At 57.9% G+C, this 15603-nt stretch carries 17 protein-coding genes; 5 read left to right on the top strand and 12 right to left on the bottom strand.

What is annotated here, in order from left to right; genetic code table 11:
* Positions 1 to 3 precede the first annotated feature (3 nt).
* The 4 genes from B9Z40_RS07020 to B9Z40_RS07005 form a co-directional block, all read right to left on the bottom strand.
* Entirely contained in the window at positions 4 to 975 is a 972-nt protein-coding gene (locus B9Z40_RS07020; RefSeq protein WP_100172499.1) for a tripartite tricarboxylate transporter substrate binding protein, read from the bottom strand.
* Between the two features lie 101 nt (positions 976 to 1076).
* Entirely contained in the window at positions 1077 to 1526 is a 450-nt protein-coding gene (locus B9Z40_RS07015; protein WP_100172498.1) for a hemerythrin domain-containing protein, read from the bottom strand.
* Positions 1527 to 1532: 6 nt separating this feature from the next.
* The gene (locus B9Z40_RS07010; RefSeq protein WP_100172497.1) at positions 1533 to 2285 is read right to left on the bottom strand and encodes a sulfite exporter TauE/SafE family protein; all 753 of its coding nucleotides are present in this window, start codon (positions 2283 to 2285) and stop codon (positions 1533 to 1535) included.
* Entirely contained in the window at positions 2282 to 3256 is a 975-nt protein-coding gene (locus B9Z40_RS07005) for a tripartite tricarboxylate transporter substrate binding protein (RefSeq protein ID WP_233204813.1), read from the bottom strand. The genes B9Z40_RS07010 and B9Z40_RS07005 overlap by 4 nt, the downstream gene beginning before the upstream one ends.
* Before the next feature lie 140 nt (positions 3257 to 3396).
* Here B9Z40_RS07005 and B9Z40_RS07000 point away from each other — a divergent pair, with 140 nt between their 5' ends.
* The 3 genes from B9Z40_RS07000 to B9Z40_RS06990 are packed head-to-tail and all read left to right on the top strand — an operon-like array spanning position 3397 to position 6080.
* On the top strand, positions 3397 to 4359 hold the full coding sequence (locus B9Z40_RS07000) for a PDR/VanB family oxidoreductase (RefSeq protein ID WP_100172495.1): 963 nt from the start codon (positions 3397 to 3399) through the stop codon (positions 4357 to 4359).
* Complete coding sequence (locus B9Z40_RS06995) at positions 4356 to 5555, top strand: Gfo/Idh/MocA family protein (RefSeq protein WP_100172494.1); 1200 nt, start codon at positions 4356 to 4358, stop codon at positions 5553 to 5555. Before B9Z40_RS07000 ends, B9Z40_RS06995 begins: the two co-directional genes overlap by 4 nt.
* 3 nt (positions 5556 to 5558) lie before the next feature.
* Positions 5559 to 6080, top strand: a complete 522-nt coding sequence (locus tag B9Z40_RS06990; protein ID WP_100172493.1) for a MarR family winged helix-turn-helix transcriptional regulator — start codon at positions 5559 to 5561, stop codon at positions 6078 to 6080.
* On the opposite strand, the gene B9Z40_RS06985 is transcribed toward B9Z40_RS06990, so the two are convergent.
* The 6 genes from B9Z40_RS06985 to B9Z40_RS06960 all read right to left on the bottom strand — a co-directional run bounded on the left by B9Z40_RS06985 (position 6066) and on the right by B9Z40_RS06960 (position 12152).
* Positions 6066 to 7061 (bottom strand): 4,5-dihydroxyphthalate decarboxylase, encoded by a 996-nt coding sequence (locus B9Z40_RS06985; RefSeq protein WP_100172492.1) that lies wholly within the window; start codon positions 7059 to 7061, stop codon positions 6066 to 6068. The two genes, B9Z40_RS06990 and B9Z40_RS06985, sit on opposite strands and share 15 nt — an antisense overlap.
* Positions 7061 to 8380: a Rieske 2Fe-2S domain-containing protein gene (locus B9Z40_RS06980; RefSeq protein ID WP_100172491.1), complete on the bottom strand. Its 1320-nt coding sequence runs from the start codon at positions 8378 to 8380 to the stop codon at positions 7061 to 7063. The genes B9Z40_RS06985 and B9Z40_RS06980 overlap by 1 nt, the downstream gene beginning before the upstream one ends.
* A 131-nt stretch (positions 8381 to 8511) precedes the next feature.
* Positions 8512 to 9714 (bottom strand): Bcr/CflA family efflux MFS transporter, encoded by a 1203-nt coding sequence (locus B9Z40_RS06975; protein ID WP_100172490.1) that lies wholly within the window; start codon positions 9712 to 9714, stop codon positions 8512 to 8514.
* 1 nt (position 9715) lies between these two features.
* Positions 9716 to 10300 (bottom strand): methionine biosynthesis protein MetW, encoded by a 585-nt coding sequence (gene metW, locus B9Z40_RS06970; protein WP_100172489.1) that lies wholly within the window; start codon positions 10298 to 10300, stop codon positions 9716 to 9718.
* Positions 10297 to 11457 carry a homoserine O-acetyltransferase gene (locus B9Z40_RS06965; RefSeq protein WP_100172488.1) on the bottom strand — a complete coding sequence of 387 codons (1161 nt, stop codon included), beginning with the start codon at positions 11455 to 11457 and terminating at the stop codon, positions 10297 to 10299. Before B9Z40_RS06965 ends, metW begins: the two co-directional genes overlap by 4 nt.
* Before the next feature lie 131 nt (positions 11458 to 11588).
* Entirely contained in the window at positions 11589 to 12152 is a 564-nt protein-coding gene (locus tag B9Z40_RS06960) for a TMEM165/GDT1 family protein (protein WP_100172487.1), read from the bottom strand.
* Between the two features lie 168 nt (positions 12153 to 12320).
* Between B9Z40_RS06960 and B9Z40_RS06955 the strand changes: the two genes are divergently transcribed.
* Positions 12321 to 13523 carry an ammonium transporter gene (locus B9Z40_RS06955; RefSeq protein WP_100172486.1) on the top strand — a complete coding sequence of 401 codons (1203 nt, stop codon included), beginning with the start codon at positions 12321 to 12323 and terminating at the stop codon, positions 13521 to 13523.
* 229 nt (positions 13524 to 13752) lie between these two features.
* On the top strand, positions 13753 to 14334 hold the full coding sequence (locus B9Z40_RS06950) for an RNA-binding protein (RefSeq protein ID WP_100172485.1): 582 nt from the start codon (positions 13753 to 13755) through the stop codon (positions 14332 to 14334).
* 93 nt (positions 14335 to 14427) lie between these two features.
* Here B9Z40_RS06950 and lptC read toward each other — a convergent pair whose 3' ends face one another.
* Both lptC and B9Z40_RS06940 read right to left on the bottom strand, forming a co-directional pair.
* Complete coding sequence (gene lptC / locus B9Z40_RS06945) at positions 14428 to 15027, bottom strand: LPS export ABC transporter periplasmic protein LptC (protein ID WP_100172484.1); 600 nt, start codon at positions 15025 to 15027, stop codon at positions 14428 to 14430.
* Complete coding sequence (locus tag B9Z40_RS06940; RefSeq protein WP_100172483.1) at positions 15024 to 15602, bottom strand: HAD family hydrolase; 579 nt, start codon at positions 15600 to 15602, stop codon at positions 15024 to 15026. Before B9Z40_RS06940 ends, lptC begins: the two co-directional genes overlap by 4 nt.
* Position 15603: the final 1 nt, after the last annotated feature.

Raw genomic sequence — 15603 nt, 5'->3', positions numbered from 1 at the left:
GGTTTAGCCCAATTTAAATTGGGTGGCTTTGATGGCCGCAGACCAACGCTTGACTTCCTCGGCCATGAACTGATCGGGGTCCGTCAGGTTCATGGCTTCCGAACCGGAGCGCTCCAACTCCTGCGTGAAAGCCGGCGTGGCGTGGACTTTGGCGTGGGCTGTTTTCAAATAATCCAGCACGTCTCGCGGGGTATTGGCGGGGGCAAAAATCGCGTTGAAGACCTGAACACGCATTTCGGGGAAGCCTGCTTCTACCGAGGTCGGAATGTCGGGTGCCACTTTCAACCGGTTGTCACTGTTCACACTCAAGATCTTGATTTTGCCGGCACGGTGTTGGGCCAGGACGGCCGAGGACATGATGGTCGTGATCAGTGGAATGTGACCAGCAATCACGTCTTGCAAGGCAGGGCCACCGCCTTTGTAGGGCACATGCTGCACATCCAGTTTGCCGCCCAATAACTTGAACAGCTCACCGGTCAGATTGGTGATCGTCCCTGGACCGGCCGAGCCGTAGGCGTATTTGCCGGGATTGGCTTTGAACAGGGCCACCAGCTCACGCGTGTTGTTCACAGGCAAATTGGGGTTGACGATGATGCAGGTCGGATTTTGGCTGATGGTGCCGACCATCACGAAATCCTTGACGGGATCATAAGTCGGCGATGAAGAAGCCAGTGGGTTGATGATTTGCGTTGTCGATGTGCCCAGCAGCAGGGTGTAGCCATCGCTCTTGGCGCGTGCAACGTCACTGGCACCAATGGCGCCGCCTGCCCCTGCTTTGTTGTCCACGACCAGGCTGGCCCCACTCGCGGCCGTGATGTGTTTGGTCCAGATGCGGCCAATGATGTCGCCGTCACCACCAGGTGCAAATGGCACCACCAATCGAATCGGGCGGTCTGGGTATTTGCTTTGGGCCTGCAAAGCGGTGGTGGAGAGCAGGCATGCGCCACCCCAAGCCAAGAACGTGCGTTTTTTCATAGGGCGAATATAAAAACAGAACGTCCTTGTAGGCAATGGCGATTACACCAGTTGTGAACTTATCTCATGCCGTAGGCCGACTGATTCATGTCCAGCAAACCTCAAGAGGTGACATGGGCGACCGAACGTTTGAAAACCAGCGGTTTGGCGTCGTATTTGATTTTGCACATCCAGTGCGACAAAGCCGAATCCAGGTGGTCTGCGTGCGACGGGAACCAGCGCGCCAATTCATTGGCCAAAGGCAGGCATTTTTCGGGGGCACCTTGGATGGCCAGTTCGCGCACGCCCGTGATGGAGGCCAGTACAGCGGCATGCTCGTCCATGTGGCAAGTACGGGGTGGAAATTCGGTGGCCATCATCCAATCGTCTTCTTGCTGGAAATGTGCGGTGGCGTGTTCCAGCAATTGGTCCATCAAAACCAGACAGTCTTGGGGTGCAGCGTTTTGAATGGCTGCAATGCAGGAGACAAATTCTTGATGGGTTTCGTCCATGGGACCAAAGCCCAAAAGAAAGTCATCTGACCAGTGGATGCTTGTCGTTGAGGTGTTCATGGTGGTTTATTTCAAGGTCAGCACAATGGCCAACACAAACAGGTAAATCAAAAGGAGTTTGCGAAACGTGTCTTCGGACAGTCGGTGACGCAGCGCTTTGCCTATTTTGAGCCCTAAAAACATGGGAATCAGGCCTAAGGCGGAAAGTCCTACCTCGACCCATCCAAAGCGTTCGTACCAGAGCATGGCCCCGTACATGGGGATGCTGCCCGCCAAGTAAATGATGCTGATGCTGCCAATGAACTGTTCACGGCTCAGCTTGAGGGCCATCAACAAGGTGATGATGAAGGGCCCCGTGAGTGAGGAGATGCCCCCCATCAAACCCGCCAAAGCACCGACCACAATGCAGGCCAAGTTTTCGAAGCGGGCTGGAACTTGCACGTTGGGTTTCAGACCCATCCAAGCCACTGCCACCAGCAAGCTGATGCCGATCAACAGGTTGAGGTGGCCCACACTCAAGCCAGAGCTGAATTTGACCGTCAGCAAGGTGATCACCATTTGCACCAAGATCAAACGACCAAAGCGTCGAATGCTGTAGCGGATGTTGCCGCCTTCGATGGCTTGCCACAAATTCGAGACCAGCACGGGCACCACCAGCAGGCCCATGGCTTGAGGGGCCGGTATGAGAAGGCTGAGTGTAGGGACCACCACGAGGGGCAAGCCGACCCCCATCGTGCCTTTGACGAAGCCGCCCATCGTGAAAAACAAGGCACAAAGCGACCACAGCACGACTTGTGCTGTGCTGAACTCCACGTTCATTGATCGGCTTTGAGGTCCGCTGCTTTCCCGGCCTTGGCCATGGCAGCGTTTTCAAGCTCAATGACTTTGGCATAGGCCTCGGGGGTAGAGCCCACCGGGTCGATGCCCGCGGTGGTGAGTTTCTCAATCACCTCCGGTGCTTTGACGGCCTGGGCAATTTCATCGCTGAGTTTTTTAACGATGTCGGGCGGTGTGCCTGCACGGGCCAAAACACCAATGGCGACAGAGAAGTCAAATTTGGGCACGGCTTCGGCAATGGCCGGGACATCCGGGGCCTGGTTGGAACGTTTGGCGTCGTTGCTGGCAATCAGTGTGACTTGGTTGGTTTTGACAAAACCGAGCATGGAGGGCAAAGCGGAGAACAAAAAGTCCACTTGCCCACCTACCAAAGCCGGGACCGATTGGCCCGATCCTCTGAACGGGATGTGGCGCAAGTCGAGTTTCATTTCGGCTTTCAAAGCCTCCATGGTCAAGTGGTGTGAGCTGCCAATCCCGGAAGAACCATAGGTGTAGTGGCCCGGCTTTTCCTTGACCTTGGCAAAGAAGTCTTGCAAATTTTTGACGCCACTTTTGGGGTGTGCCACCAAAAACAAAGGCGAGCGAGCAATCAAGGAAACCGGCATCAGTTCTTTGCCGGCGGTGTACTGCGCGCTTTTGTTGATTTGTGGCGTGATGGACAGCATGGAGCCGTCCGACACGATGAAGGTGTAGCCGTCGTTGGGTGCGCTCACCAGGTTTTGGTAAGACACAACACCGTTGCCGCCTGGTTTGTTGTCGACCACAAACGATTGCCCCAAGCGCTCCGTGAGCTTCTGGGCCACGATGCGGGCGACCGAGTCGGGCAGGCCACCGGCTGCGTAGGGAACAATGAACTTGACAGGCTTGTTCGGAAAAGTTTGACCTTGTGCGAGGGCCCATGAGGGCGAGAAGGCCAAGCCCACTGCCAGTGCAGCGAGTGCGCGACGGTTCATATCCATATCCTTGAAGCAGGTGAAAAGGTTCAGGGTGAGTGCGGTCTATTTTTTCTTAGCAATCTAAGATAAACTGATTTCATGAAATCATTGGCACTTTGTCAATGGTGTTTACCCACCTTGGTTGAAAGGCTTGAGACATGGACCCCACATCCGGCTGGATGCGACTCAAAATCACGGAGAAACGCGTGATCGCCAAGGACACCTATTGGTTGGCTTTGGCACACCCTGAAGGTTCAGCCTTGCCTGGGTTCGAAGCGGGTGCGCATGTGACCATGAAGATGCCCAATGGGGTCAACCGCCCCTATTCTTTGTGCGGAGACCCAGCGGACACGGGCCATTACGAAGTGGCCATCAAGCGTGAAGCGAACGGGCGCGGGGGCTCCATCAGCCTTGCCGATGGCACACAGGTCGGTGATTGGATGGATGTCTCTGCCCCCGTCAATGCGTTCAGCTTGGATGCAAAAGCCAAAAGCTTTTTGCTGGTGGCCGGCGGCATTGGCATCACGCCGATGCGCGCCATGTTGCAGCAATTGCAAGCCGAGGGTTTACGGGCATTCAAGCTGGTTTACCTGACGCGAGATGCAGACAGCACGGCGTTTTTGGATGAATTGAATTCCGAGGCCTGGGCCGGCAAAGTGATGGTTCACCATGACCAAGGGGATGCCCAGAAGGCATTTGATTTGTGGAAGTTGTTTGATAAGCCTGTTACAGGATGTCATGTGTATTGCTGCGGCCCCCAGCGGCTGATGGACGAGGTCAAAGACATGACGGGCCACTGGCCCAGCAGCTCGGTGCATTTCGAAAGTTTTGGCTCAGGCAACGCACTGCAGACGGATGACCGTGAGTTCACAGTGGAGTTGGCGCGCACTGGCAAGACAGTCCGGGTGGGCGCAGGCCAAAGTTTGCTCGACGCCTTGCGAGGCGAACGCGTGCTGGTGCCCAGTTCTTGCGAAAGCGGCACCTGTGGTTCTTGCAAAGTCACCTTGCTCGAGGGTGAGGCCGATCACCGCGACTTTGTGTTGATGGACGACGAAAAGAGCCAGCACATCATGGTGTGTGTTTCCCGGGCTTGCAGTGCGCATTTGGTGCTGGATCTATGAGTGTTGAACAGCCATTGAGGGTGGGTGTTCTGGGTCTGGGCCGTGCCTTTACTTTGATGCTGCCCACTTGGGCCGCAGATCCGCGCATTCAACTGGTGGCTTGTTGTGACCCCCACGACAATGCCACCGCACTTTTCCGTGAACAATTTGGCGCGCAGGCGCATGAAAGTGCGCAGGCCTTGTGCGCAGACCCGAACGTGGAGTGGGTTTACATTGCGACGCCGCATCCATGGCACGAGGCACATGCGGCCTTGGCGGCGGCGCATGGCAAACACGTCTTGGTTGAAAAACCGATGGCCTTGAGCTTGGCCGAATGTGATCGCATGATCCATGCGGCCAAGCAAGCGGGGACGCACTTGGTGGTGGGGCACAGCCACAGTTTTGACCGTCCAGTGGGCTTGGCTTTGGACCTGATTCGAAGTGGTCGTTACGGGCAGGTGCAATCGGTGCTGGCATTCAATTTCACCGATTTTTTGTACCGCCCACGCCGACCGGAAGAACTGAACACGGCGCAAGGCGGCGGTGTGGTCTTCAGTCAAGCGGCCCATCAAATTGACGTGGTCCGTTTGTTGGCCGGTGGCTTGGTGACTTCTGTGTATGCCCGAACGGGTGCATGGGACAAGGCTCGAGCCACAGAAGGTGCGTATGGCGCATTGTTGAATTTTGAGTCCGGCGCTTTTGCACAGGTTCATTACAACGGTTATGGTTTTTTCGATTCGGACGTTTGGATGGACCAGGTGGGGGAATTGGGCCAAATCAAAAAGCCCTTGACGCACCAAGCCACGCGGCAAAAGCGCATCGGCGCGAGCGATGAAATGCGGGAGGTCGCACAAAAGGCAGAGCGCAATTACGGCGGGCCTGCTTACACTCCGAGCGCTTCGCATGACACCGCAGGATTTCAGCACTTCGGGCCTGTGCTGGTGTCATGCAGCCAGGCCGATTTGCGCCTCACCCCACAAGGTGTGGAGGTGCATGATGTGCACGGCGTGCAGTTGGTGCCTTGCGCTGCCATGGACATCCCGCGTCAAGAGGTGGTGGATGAGCTGTGGTCGATTGCACGCCACGGCGCTTCGCCTGTGCATGGTGGCGCTTGGTCCAAAGCCACCATGGAGGTGTGCCTGGGTATCTTGGCGTCCGCCCAACAAGGTCAGCCGATCACCATGCAACACCAGACGGCTTCCTATTCACCCGTTTAAGCCATGTCTTCACGATCCAACGAAACCCAAAAACTGTTGCAGCATTGGCGCGAGTCTGTCCCCAATGACCGCTTGGCCCACTTGATCCGAGATGTGGGGCGTGCTCAGATGCGCGCCTTGCAATTGAGGCTGAGTGCTCACGGTGTTTCTTTTGGCCATTGGACGTTTTTGCGCATCCTTTGGATCAAGGACGGGTTGACACAAAAAGAGTTGAGCGATTTGGCCGGGGTGATGGAGCCCACAACCTTCAGTGCGGTCAAGGCCATGGAAGGCATGGGCCTGATTGAGCGTCGCCAGATGTCGGGCAACCGCAAAAACATGCATGTGTTCTTGACGGTTTCAGGCCGCGCGCTCGAAAAGGACTTGGTGCCCTTGGCCGAAGAGGTCAACCGCATCAGCGTGGAGGGCATCAGCGAAGCATCGATCGCCGAATTGAGGAGCACCCTGCTGACCATGATTGAAAATCTGGTCAAGGCAGAGGCTCAAGCGATGCTGGCGGATGCCGGCACTTCAGATGCTGTATGACTCGTAAGTCGAGGGGTCAAACAGCTCTTCGATGGCCATGCGTTTGCTGGACAGGCCTTGAGCATGGTGGTGGTGCAAAAAGGCATCCAAAGTCTTGCGGTTGCCTTCGACGCCATAGGACCAGAAATCATGGCCGAGGGTGTCGCGCGCCGCTTTGAGTTGCTCCTCCACAAAGGGCAGCGTGACTTTGGTGGCCGAGGTGTCTTCCAGCAACTCCAGTGCTTTTTGTTTGGATTGACTGAAGGCCTTGAATACCGCGCCCGGCAACCAGCGGTGCTGCGCAGCCAGTTCTTTGCGAATGCCCACCACATGCATGATCGGGAAAATGCCTGTGCGGCGGTAGTAATCTTTGGCCACAGCGGTCGGGTCATCAAACAACCAACCCACGTTGGGGTTGCTCATGGCCGCACCACTGGGTGGACGAGGCGCAATGAAGCCATCGATCTCGCCTTCGTTGAGCAAATCCGAAATGGTTTTGCCTTCTGGGGCGCTTTCAATTTTCACGCCGGGCGGCAAGTCGAGTTTGATTTTCTCAGGCCGTCCGGGCGTGTCGATGCCGCCGCGCACCCAGGTCACATCTTCCGGGCTGATGCCGTAGTCGTCTTGCAAAATCGAGCGTGCCCAAACGATGGCAGTGAGCTGGTATTCAGGGATACCAATGCGCTTGCCTTTGAGGTCTGAGGCTTGGCGAATCCTGTCTTTGCGGACGTAGATCGAGGTGTGGCGAAACGCGCGCGACAGGAAAACCGGCACTGCAATGTACGGACATTCTCCGCGTGAGTGTTTGACCAGATAGCTGGAAAAAGACAGCTCTGTGATGTCAAAGTCGCGGCTGCGCATGGCCCGGAAAAACATCTCTTCAGGACTCAAGAGCATGTAGACGGGGTCGCAGCCGTCGATCTGCACGCGCCCGTCGTACAGCGCACGGTTGCGGTCGTAATCGCCCATGGCGATCGAAATTTGAAGTTGGTTGGTGGTCATCATTTCCTCACAGAGTAAGCGGTGTCGAGTTCCGGATTGACGGGGCTGTCTTTCCAGATGTAATGGGCTTCGTATTCCCGCCAATCGGTCGTTTTGGGAATCACGTTTTGAAAAGAGCAGACCGACTCAGGGATGTGTTGATCGCCTGTGCCCATGGCCGGTGCACCTTGTTGAAAGTCTTTCACGGCTTGCACCATCAGCTTGCGGAACTCCACAATGGCCAAATCGCTGGCGCCCAAGCGGTCTTGGGTTCTGTCGGCAATCGGACCCATCGTGATCCACATGGCCATGTCTTGGTTGGGGATGCCCTGGATGCCCGTGAAGTTGCCGGCCTTCATGGCTTGGCGGTCTTGCCAAAAGCGGTTGCCGTAGTTGCGCAGCGGTTGGTAATAAGCGTCCAGGTCGACGCCCAGGGACATGCCCAAAAACTTACGCCAAGTTTCCGTTTCGGGGGTTTGGCTGGCATCCCCCCAAGCGATGAAATAAAAGCAGGTGTGCGTGTCGTCCATCGGAATGTTGACGTTCGCCACGTTGTAGAGATTGTTGGGCGGGATCAACACCGTCCAAGGAGCGACAAACACGGTGGTCCGGATGTAGTCGTGTGTCTGTGCATCAAAAATCGGGCGGCGAATCGCTGCATAGCGAAAACCGTAAGCGGTTTTTTGCACCTGCATGCGGGGCGCTTTGTCTGTGGAGGGGCGTAGCCAATTTTTATCGGTGGCCTGCGCGCCATGCACTCTGGCGGGCACCATGTCGGAGCTGTGCAAGCTGGAGCTGTGCGCCGAGTCGATGGCCCCTTCCAAAATCTGCGCCCAATTGACCGGCAAGATGGCTTTGCCCACACTCACGCGCGTTTGTGCTGTGGGTGCCCAGCGCGGTGGCACGAACTCGGGGATGTTCTCTTGGGGTCCTAAAAACGCCCAAACAAAAGAACCCCACTCTTTCACCGGATACGCTTTGTGTTTGATTTTTTCAGCCATGTTGCTGGCTTGAGGTTCGGACACCATCTCCAGCACGTTGCCCTCCACGTCCATTTTCCAGCCGTGGTACAGACAGCGCAGGCCGCCTTCTTCATTGCGGCCAAAAAGCAAGGAAGCCCCGCGGTGCGGGCATTTCTCGTCCACCACACCCACACGACCATCCGTGTCACGAAACACCACCAAATTTTCCCCAAGGATTCGGGCTTTGACGGGCGTGCCATCGGCTTCGCTCACTTCCTCTGACAGGCAGATCGGGATCCAATGACGTCGCATCATCTGCCCAGCGGGTGCTTGGCCTTCAACCTGGCAAAGCAGCAGATTGTCCTCGTGCGTGATCATTCAAGAATCCTCAGTGAAGCGTGGAATGGACCGTAATATACTTTGGTATCTAAGAATATTTGCATGGGGTAAACCCTTGCCTTGACTGGTGTGTGACCGCCCGACGGGCGTGACCGGCAGCGTTGCGTTGTTCAGCGCCTGCGTAGGAAAAACTGCGCTGTCGCGCCAGTCAGGGCAAAGCCCAGCATCATCCAGCCCAGATTCACGGCGCCTTCGTGTGGCACCAAGCCCACCAGGTAGCCGCCCGTGGCACCGGTGAGTTGCTGCATCAGCCCGGCCACGGCAGCGGCCGATCCGGCCAAGGCGGGCAACACACCCACGGTGCCCGCCAGCGCAGGGGGGTTCAACAAACCGTGTCCAAAACCCAGCAAGAGCAGCGGCAAAGCCACGGCCAGCGCCGTCTGCACACCCCCTAACCCCAGCGCCAGCATCACCACCAGGCCACCCAGCGTCATGGCCTGGCCCCAGGCCATCACGCGCGATTCGCCCGCCTGCGCGATGAGCCGTGAGGTCATGAAATTGCCCAAGATGTAAGACACGGGCACGGCCATGATGAACCAGCCAATACCGTCTGGTCCGATGCCATAACCTTTGAGCACGATGGGTGCCCCGGCCAGGAAGGCATAGAACGTGGCCGTGGTTGCGGCGAGGATGGCGACATAGAGCAAAAAGCGAGGCTCACCCAGCAAACGGGCATAAGCGCTCAGCATGGCCCGCAGCCAGTGGCCATCAGCGGGTATGGGTTTGACCACACGCGGCAAGCCCAGCCAAGCTGCCACCAAGAGCAGTACCGCCAATAGGGCCAGCAACACGAAGTTGGTTTGCCAGCCCAAGCGCACATGGATCTGACCGCCGATGAGTGTGGCCAGCGGTGGGCACATGCCCAGCGCCATGCCGATGTAGGCCATGACGCGGGTGCGTTGCGGCCCACTGAACAGGTCTTGCACCATGGAGCGGCCGACCACCATGCTGGCGGCGCTGCCAGCGCCTTGCAGCACCCGTGCCGCGGTGAGGGTGGTGATGTCGCTGGCCAGTGCGGCCATGACCGACGCCAGCCCCGCCACCACCAGACCCAGCATCAAAATGGGTTTGCGCCCGTGCCGATCGGACAGGGGGCCATAGACCAGTTGCAAAACACCATAGGCCACCACGTAGCCGCTGAAGGTCAACTGAACATCGGCTTGGTTCGTGTCAAAAATAGCGCCCCACTCTTGCATGGACGGCAGGCACAAGGTCATGGCCAAGAGACCAAAAGAAATTTGGGCCAGCAAGTTGGCGATCAGCCAGGGGCCATGGGGTGGGTGCGCGCTCACCTTGGCGGGTGTGTGCGGCATGTCAGCCGCGTTGCAATTTATAAACCGCCGTGCCCGCCATCAGGTTGGGCAAAAAGCGCACTTCTTGGCCTTGTTGCAAGCCAAAGGCATCCATCACGCGCAGGTCGTTTTTGCGAGCCAGGTCGCCAAAGTCGGCAAAGGTGCCCACGCGGATGTTGGGCGTGTCGTACCACTGGTAGGGCAGGCGCTTGGTCACGGGCATGCGCCCACGCAACACGCTCAGGCGGTTGAACCAATGGCCGAAGTTGGGGAAGGCGACGATGCCAATCTTGCCCACGCGGGCGGTCTCGCGCAGCATGACCTCGGCGTTGCGCAGGTGTTGCAGCGTGTCGATCTGCAGCACCACATCAAAAGACTGGTCAGCAAAAACCTTCAGGCCTTGGTCGAGGTTGAGCTGCAGCACGTTCACGCCGCGTTTGGCGCAAGCCAATACGTTGGCATCGTCCAGCTCCACGCCGTAGCCCGTGCAGCCCTTGTGCTCTTGCAGGTGGGCCAGCAGGGCACCATCACCGCAGCCCAAGTCGAGCACGCGCGCGCCTTGCGGCACCAAGCGGGCAATGGCTTGCATGATCAAGGGGTCGCTCATGCGGCACCTCCGCTGGTGGTCGTCAAGGTTTGGGCGATTTGTTCAAAGTAGGCACGAACGAGGTTCATGTAACGTGCATCGTCGAGCAAGAAGGCGTCGTGCCCGTGGGGCGCGTCGATCTCGGCGTAACTCACATCGCGGCGGTTGTCGATCAGGCCTTTGACCATTTCGCGGCTGCGCGCAGGTGAAAAACGCCAGTCGGTGGTGAAGCTCACCAGCAGGAATTTGCAGATGGCGCGTTCCAGCGCTTTGGACAAGTCGCCGCCAAAGGCTTGGGCCGGGTCGAAGTAGTCGAGCGCTCGGGTGATCAGCAAATAGGTGTTGGCGTCAAAGTACTCGCTGAACTTGTCACCCTGATAACGCAAGTAGCTCTCGATCTGAAACTCGACATCTTGTGTGGAGTATTTGTAGCCGGTCGCGCTGTTCACGGCATTGCGCAGCTCGCGTCCGAACTTCTCGTTCATCACGTCGTCGCTCAGGTAGGTGATGTGGCCGATCATGCGGGCGATGCGCAGGCCGCGCTTGGGCACCACGCCATGCTCGTAAAAGTGGCCGTTGTGAAAGTCCGGGTCGGTCACGATGGCGCGGCGCGCCACCTCGTTGAAGGCGATGTTCTCGGCGTTCAGGTTGGGGGCGCTGGCCACCACCACCGCGTGCTTCATGCGCTCGGGGTACTGCAGCGTCCAGCTCAGCGCCTGCATGCCACCTAGACTCCCGCCCATCACGGCGGCCAGTTGTTCGATGCCCAGTGCGTCCAACAAGCGGGCTTGGGCGTTGACCCAGTCTTCCACCGTGACCACCGGGAAGTCGGCACCGTACACACGGCCGGTGTCCGGATTCACATGCATGGGGCCGGTCGAGCCAAAGCACGAGCCCAGGTTGTTCACGCCAATGACAAAAAACCGGTCGGTGTCCAGCGGTTTGCCGGGGCCAATCATGTTGTCCCACCAGCCCACGTTGTTCGGTTGGTCGGCGTAAACGCCCGCCACATGGTGCGATGCGTTGAGCGCGTGGCAGATCAGGACCGCGTTCGACCTGTCGGCGTTGAGCGTGCCGTAGGTTTCGTAACTGAGCGAATAACCACGGATGGACGCGCCGCTTTGCAAAGGCAAGGCTGCTTCAAAGGTCATCGACTGTGGCGTGGCGATCAAACTCATGGCGAAAATGAAAAAACCCGATAACGCTGAAGAAGCGATACCGGGTTGGGCTCTGCCTCTTTAGCTGCATTTTGGAATCTGAGATTCCTGCGCCCGCAAGCTGGAGCAAATCGGCGCAGCGCAAGTATAAATCAGCCCCAGCCCAGCAATGCCAGCGTCCCCAACACGGCAAAAATGCCTGCCGAGATCAGGTGCACCAGACGCAGCGGCACGCGCTGGGTGATGGCATCGCCCAGCCACACGACAGGCGCGTTGGCCAGCATCATGCCCAGCGTGGTGCCCGCCACCACGGCGAACCAAGCGTTGTATTGGGCAGCCAACATCACGGTGGCGATTTGTGTTTTGTCACCCATTTCGGCCAAGAAGAAAGCCACCACCGTGGTCAAGAAAACGCCCATGCGCGGGGCGCTGTCGCCCTCATCGTCGTCCAGTTTGTCGGGGATCAGCATCCACACCGCCATGGCGATGAACGAGGCGCCCAGCACCCAGCGCAAGACATCCGGGCCCACCATGGTGGTGACCCAGCTGCCGACCGCACCCGCCAAGCCGTGGTTGGCCAGTGTGGCCACCAAAATGCCCAAAACGATGGGCCAGGGTTTGCGAAAACGGGCCGCCAGCACCAGCGACAAGAGCTGGGTTTTGTCACCCATTTCGGCCAGAGCCACGATGCCGGTAGAGACGAGGAATGCTTCCATGGGGAATGAGTGGTTCGGAGTTCAAAGAGGATGCATCTTACGGGAGCGTTTTGGCGCACGGGTTTGATGCGCATCAATTTGGGCTTATTTCTTGCTTGCAATTGGTGCGTGCAGGGTTTTCATGCCCTTGATGCACCAATTTGATCCATAAATCACCAAGAGACCTTCATGGAAGCACTGAAACAGGGCGCGGACGCGCTATTTATATTGTTGGGCGGCATCATGGTGCTGGCCATGCACGCGGGTTTTGCCTTTTTAGAGTTGGGCACAGTTCGTAAAAAGAACCAGGTCAATGCCTTGGTCAAGATCTTGGTCGACTTCTCGGTCTCCACTGTGGTGTACTTTGTAGTCGGCTACAGCGTGGCCTATGGCACGACTTTCTTTGTGGGTGCCGAGCAATTGGCCGCCAAGAATGGCTATGAGCTGGTGAAGTTCTTCTTCTTGCTGACCTTTGCAGCGGCCATTCCAGCCATCATTTCGGGCGGCATTGCCGAGCGCGCCAAATTCTGGCCTCAGCTCATTGCCACAGCGGTGATTGTTGGCTTTGTTTACCCCTTCTTTGAAGGCATCGCCTGGAACCAGCACTTTGGCGTGCAGGCTTGGATCAAAGCGTTCACGGGCGACGAGTTCCACGACTTCGCAGGCTCGGTGGTGGTGCACGCCATGGGCGGCTGGATCGCTTTGCCGGCCGTGGTGTTGCTGGGTGCCCGTTACAACCGTTACCGCAAAAACGGTGAAGTTTCGGCCCATCCGCCTTCCAGCATTCCGTTTTTGGCCTTGGGCTCTTGGATCTTGATCGTGGGCTGGTTTGGCTTCAACGTGATGAGTGCCCAAACACTCGACAAGATCTCGGGTTTGGTGGCGGTTAACTCCTTGATGGCCATGGTTGGCGGCACGTTGGTGGCTTTGTTGATGGGCAAAAATGACCCCGGCTTTGTGCACAACGGCCCCTTGGCGGGCTTGGTCGCCGTGTGCGCGGGCTCTGACTTGATGCACCCGTTTGGTGCATTGGTGGTGGGCGCAGTGGCCGGTGGCTTGTTTGTGGTCATGTTCACCCTGACCCAGAACAAATGGAAGATCGACGATGTGTTGGGTGTTTGGCCCTTGCACGGTGTTTGTGGTGCTTGGGGCGGAATCGCAGCGGGTATTTTCGGATCGGCCAGTTTGGGTGGTCTGGGCGGGGTCAATGTATCAGCCCAGCTCATCGGTACGGCCATGGGCGTGGTTTGGGCCCTTTTGGGTGGTTTCGTGATTTATGGCATTTTGAAAATCACCTTGGGTTTGAAACTCAGCCAAGAAGAAGAATACGACGGTGCTGATTTGAGTATCCACAAAATCAGCGCTTCACCCGACCGTGAGGTGAGTTGGTAAAACAACACATGTTCTATGCAAGTCCTGCTTTATCAGGGAAAAGGGGATTCCCCTCTTGCATTTTGGTTTGTTTTCTCACTCATAATTAATTGACCTCGGTGCAACAAGCGCCGAGGCCATGTTTGCGGTGACCCCATCAGTTTCGCTTTTCATGAGATGTTTTCAGGTATATCGAATGCGTTGTCGGAGCTCCATCGCTTTTATCTCTGTGTTTTGAGGAGTCCCTTTCATGGGCAATAAACTTTACGTCGGCAACCTGCCTTATTCGGTTCGTGACAGCGACCTGGAACAAGCCTTCGGTGAATTTGGTGTTGTCACCAGCGCCAAAGTCATGATGGAACGTGACACGGGCCGCTCGAAAGGCTTTGGCTTTGTGGAAATGGGCAGCGATGCTGAAGCACAAGCAGCCATCAATGGCATGAATGGCCAGCCTTTGGGTGGCCGCAATGCGGTGGTGAACGAAGCGCGTCCCATGGAAGCACGCCCTCCCCGTACCGGTGGCTTTGGTGGTGGCGGTTTTGGTGGCGGTGGTCGTCGTGAAGGTGGCGGCGGCTATGGCGGCGCTGGCCGTGAAGGCGGCGGCGGTTACGGTGGTGCCCGCGAGGGCGGTGGTGGTTATGGCGGCGGCCGCGAAGGCGGTGGCGGCTATGGCGGTGCCCGTGAAGGCGGCGGCGGTTACGGCGGTCGCCGTGAAGGCGGCGGCGAAGGTGGTGGCGGCGGTTTCCGCAGCCCCTATGGCGCTGGCCCCCGTGGTGGCGGACGCCGTGAAGGTGGTGGGGGTGGTGGTTATGGCGGTGGCAACAGCTACTGATCTGTGCCCAAGCCGCTCTTTGAGAGCGGCCCTTGCTTGAAAACAAAGCCCTGCCCGCAGGGCTTTGTTGTTTCTGACGAGAATGACTGGTCTTTAAGGCTTCGGGGGTTTCGCAACCAAGCTGCCTCGCACGCGGCCTTGCAAGGCGTATTCGCCGGTCTTGCTGCTGAAATCCATGCTGTTTGCCGTAAAAACGTCGCGGCCACGGGTGATGTGAACCGGGTCGTCTGACACCACCCGGTCTTCGTCGGGCAAAGCCACCAAGCGCTCGCCACGCAGTTCAATCTGTGGACTGTCTGCTTGCGGGTGCTTGATGGCCTGCGCTTGACCGATCAATGTGACCTTTGCGCCATCGTCACTTGAAACGCCCTGCTGGGCTTGCGCATTCATGGTGCCGCCACTTTCATTTTGGGCAAAGATGCGGATCTCTTCGATGTGAAGTTCTTCTGTCGCGGGGAAATGCTTCGCGGTCTGGCCGGTCACCTCGCGCGTCATTTGTCCCTTGGCGTTGAAAGATTTGACTGAGAAATCACGCAGCCGGTAATCCGGGTCTTGGCGCACGGGTTTGTTGGCTTGAGGGTTACTCAAAGTGGGCATGCTGCGCACCAACCACCAGCTGCCGCATGCCAACAAGGCCAACACAATCAAGGGCAGGTAAGCGCTCAGGACATCCAACAGGCGTCGCAGTTTCATGCAGACGGTCCGGTGTGGGCGCTGACGCCGACCTGTGCCAACAGCTTGGCGTAATGGCCCGTGGCGACCAGCAGCAAATCACACAAGGCGCGTGCAGCACCTTCTCCGCCGCGTTCGGCCGTGATGTGGTGGGCCAAGGCTTTGGCTTGGGCATGGCCGTTGGCTGGCGAGCAAGCAAAGGCCACCCGCTGCAGGACCGGCAAGTCGGGCCAGTCATCGCCCATGGCGGCCGCTTGTGACCAGTCGAGCCCCAGTGCCTGCAAAAATTCTTCGGCGGCGGGGCGCTTGTCTTCGGTGCCAAAACGCGCGTGGGTGATGCCCAGGGCTATGAGGCGCAAGCGCAGCGCGGGCGAGTCGCGCCCGGTGATGACCACTGGGGTGATGCCTACCTGCTGCAGCAATTTAAGGCCTTGCCCGTCCAGCACATGAAAACGTTTGAGCGCTTCACCGGATTCGGAAAAGTAAAGCCCACCGTCGGTGAGCACACCGTCCACGTCAAAGAACACCACACGGATGCCTTGTGCTTGCAGCAGCAACTCGGGCGGGAAGTTCAAAGCGGGGGTCAGTGTTTGCATG

Source organism: Limnohabitans sp. 15K (assembly GCF_002778285.1).
Taxonomy (GTDB): domain Bacteria; phylum Pseudomonadota; class Gammaproteobacteria; order Burkholderiales; family Burkholderiaceae_C; genus Limnohabitans_A.
Note: the sequence above shows the minus strand (reverse complement) of the source record. Positions and strands in the feature narration are given on the sequence as shown.

Coding starts and splice junctions, on each gene's coding strand:
- B9Z40_RS06955 (WP_100172486.1), top strand. CDS start 12,321: ATGGAAGCACTGAAACAGGGCGCGGACGCGCTATTTATATTGTTGGGC.
- B9Z40_RS06960 (WP_100172487.1), bottom strand. CDS start 12,152: ATGGAAGCATTCCTCGTCTCTACCGGCATCGTGGCTCTGGCCGAAATG.
- B9Z40_RS06995 (WP_100172494.1), top strand. CDS start 4,356: ATGAGTGTTGAACAGCCATTGAGGGTGGGTGTTCTGGGTCTGGGCCGT.
- B9Z40_RS07015 (WP_100172498.1), bottom strand. CDS start 1,526: ATGAACACCTCAACGACAAGCATCCACTGGTCAGATGACTTTCTTTTG.
- B9Z40_RS07005 (WP_233204813.1), bottom strand. CDS start 3,256: ATGAACCGTCGCGCACTCGCTGCACTGGCAGTGGGCTTGGCCTTCTCG.
- B9Z40_RS07010 (WP_100172497.1), bottom strand. CDS start 2,285: ATGAACGTGGAGTTCAGCACAGCACAAGTCGTGCTGTGGTCGCTTTGT.
- B9Z40_RS06975 (WP_100172490.1), bottom strand. CDS start 9,714: ATGCCGCACACACCCGCCAAGGTGAGCGCGCACCCACCCCATGGCCCC.
- B9Z40_RS06985 (WP_100172492.1), bottom strand. CDS start 7,061: ATGACCACCAACCAACTTCAAATTTCGATCGCCATGGGCGATTACGAC.
- B9Z40_RS07020 (WP_100172499.1), bottom strand. CDS start 975: ATGAAAAAACGCACGTTCTTGGCTTGGGGTGGCGCATGCCTGCTCTCC.
- B9Z40_RS07000 (WP_100172495.1), top strand. CDS start 3,397: ATGGACCCCACATCCGGCTGGATGCGACTCAAAATCACGGAGAAACGC.
- B9Z40_RS06940 (WP_100172483.1), bottom strand. CDS start 15,602: ATGCAAACACTGACCCCCGCTTTGAACTTCCCGCCCGAGTTGCTGCTG.
- B9Z40_RS06965 (WP_100172488.1), bottom strand. CDS start 11,457: ATGAGTTTGATCGCCACGCCACAGTCGATGACCTTTGAAGCAGCCTTG.
- B9Z40_RS06990 (WP_100172493.1), top strand. CDS start 5,559: ATGTCTTCACGATCCAACGAAACCCAAAAACTGTTGCAGCATTGGCGC.
- B9Z40_RS06980 (WP_100172491.1), bottom strand. CDS start 8,380: ATGATCACGCACGAGGACAATCTGCTGCTTTGCCAGGTTGAAGGCCAA.
- metW (WP_100172489.1), bottom strand. CDS start 10,300: ATGAGCGACCCCTTGATCATGCAAGCCATTGCCCGCTTGGTGCCGCAA.
- B9Z40_RS06950 (WP_100172485.1), top strand. CDS start 13,753: ATGGGCAATAAACTTTACGTCGGCAACCTGCCTTATTCGGTTCGTGAC.
- lptC (WP_100172484.1), bottom strand. CDS start 15,027: ATGAAACTGCGACGCCTGTTGGATGTCCTGAGCGCTTACCTGCCCTTG.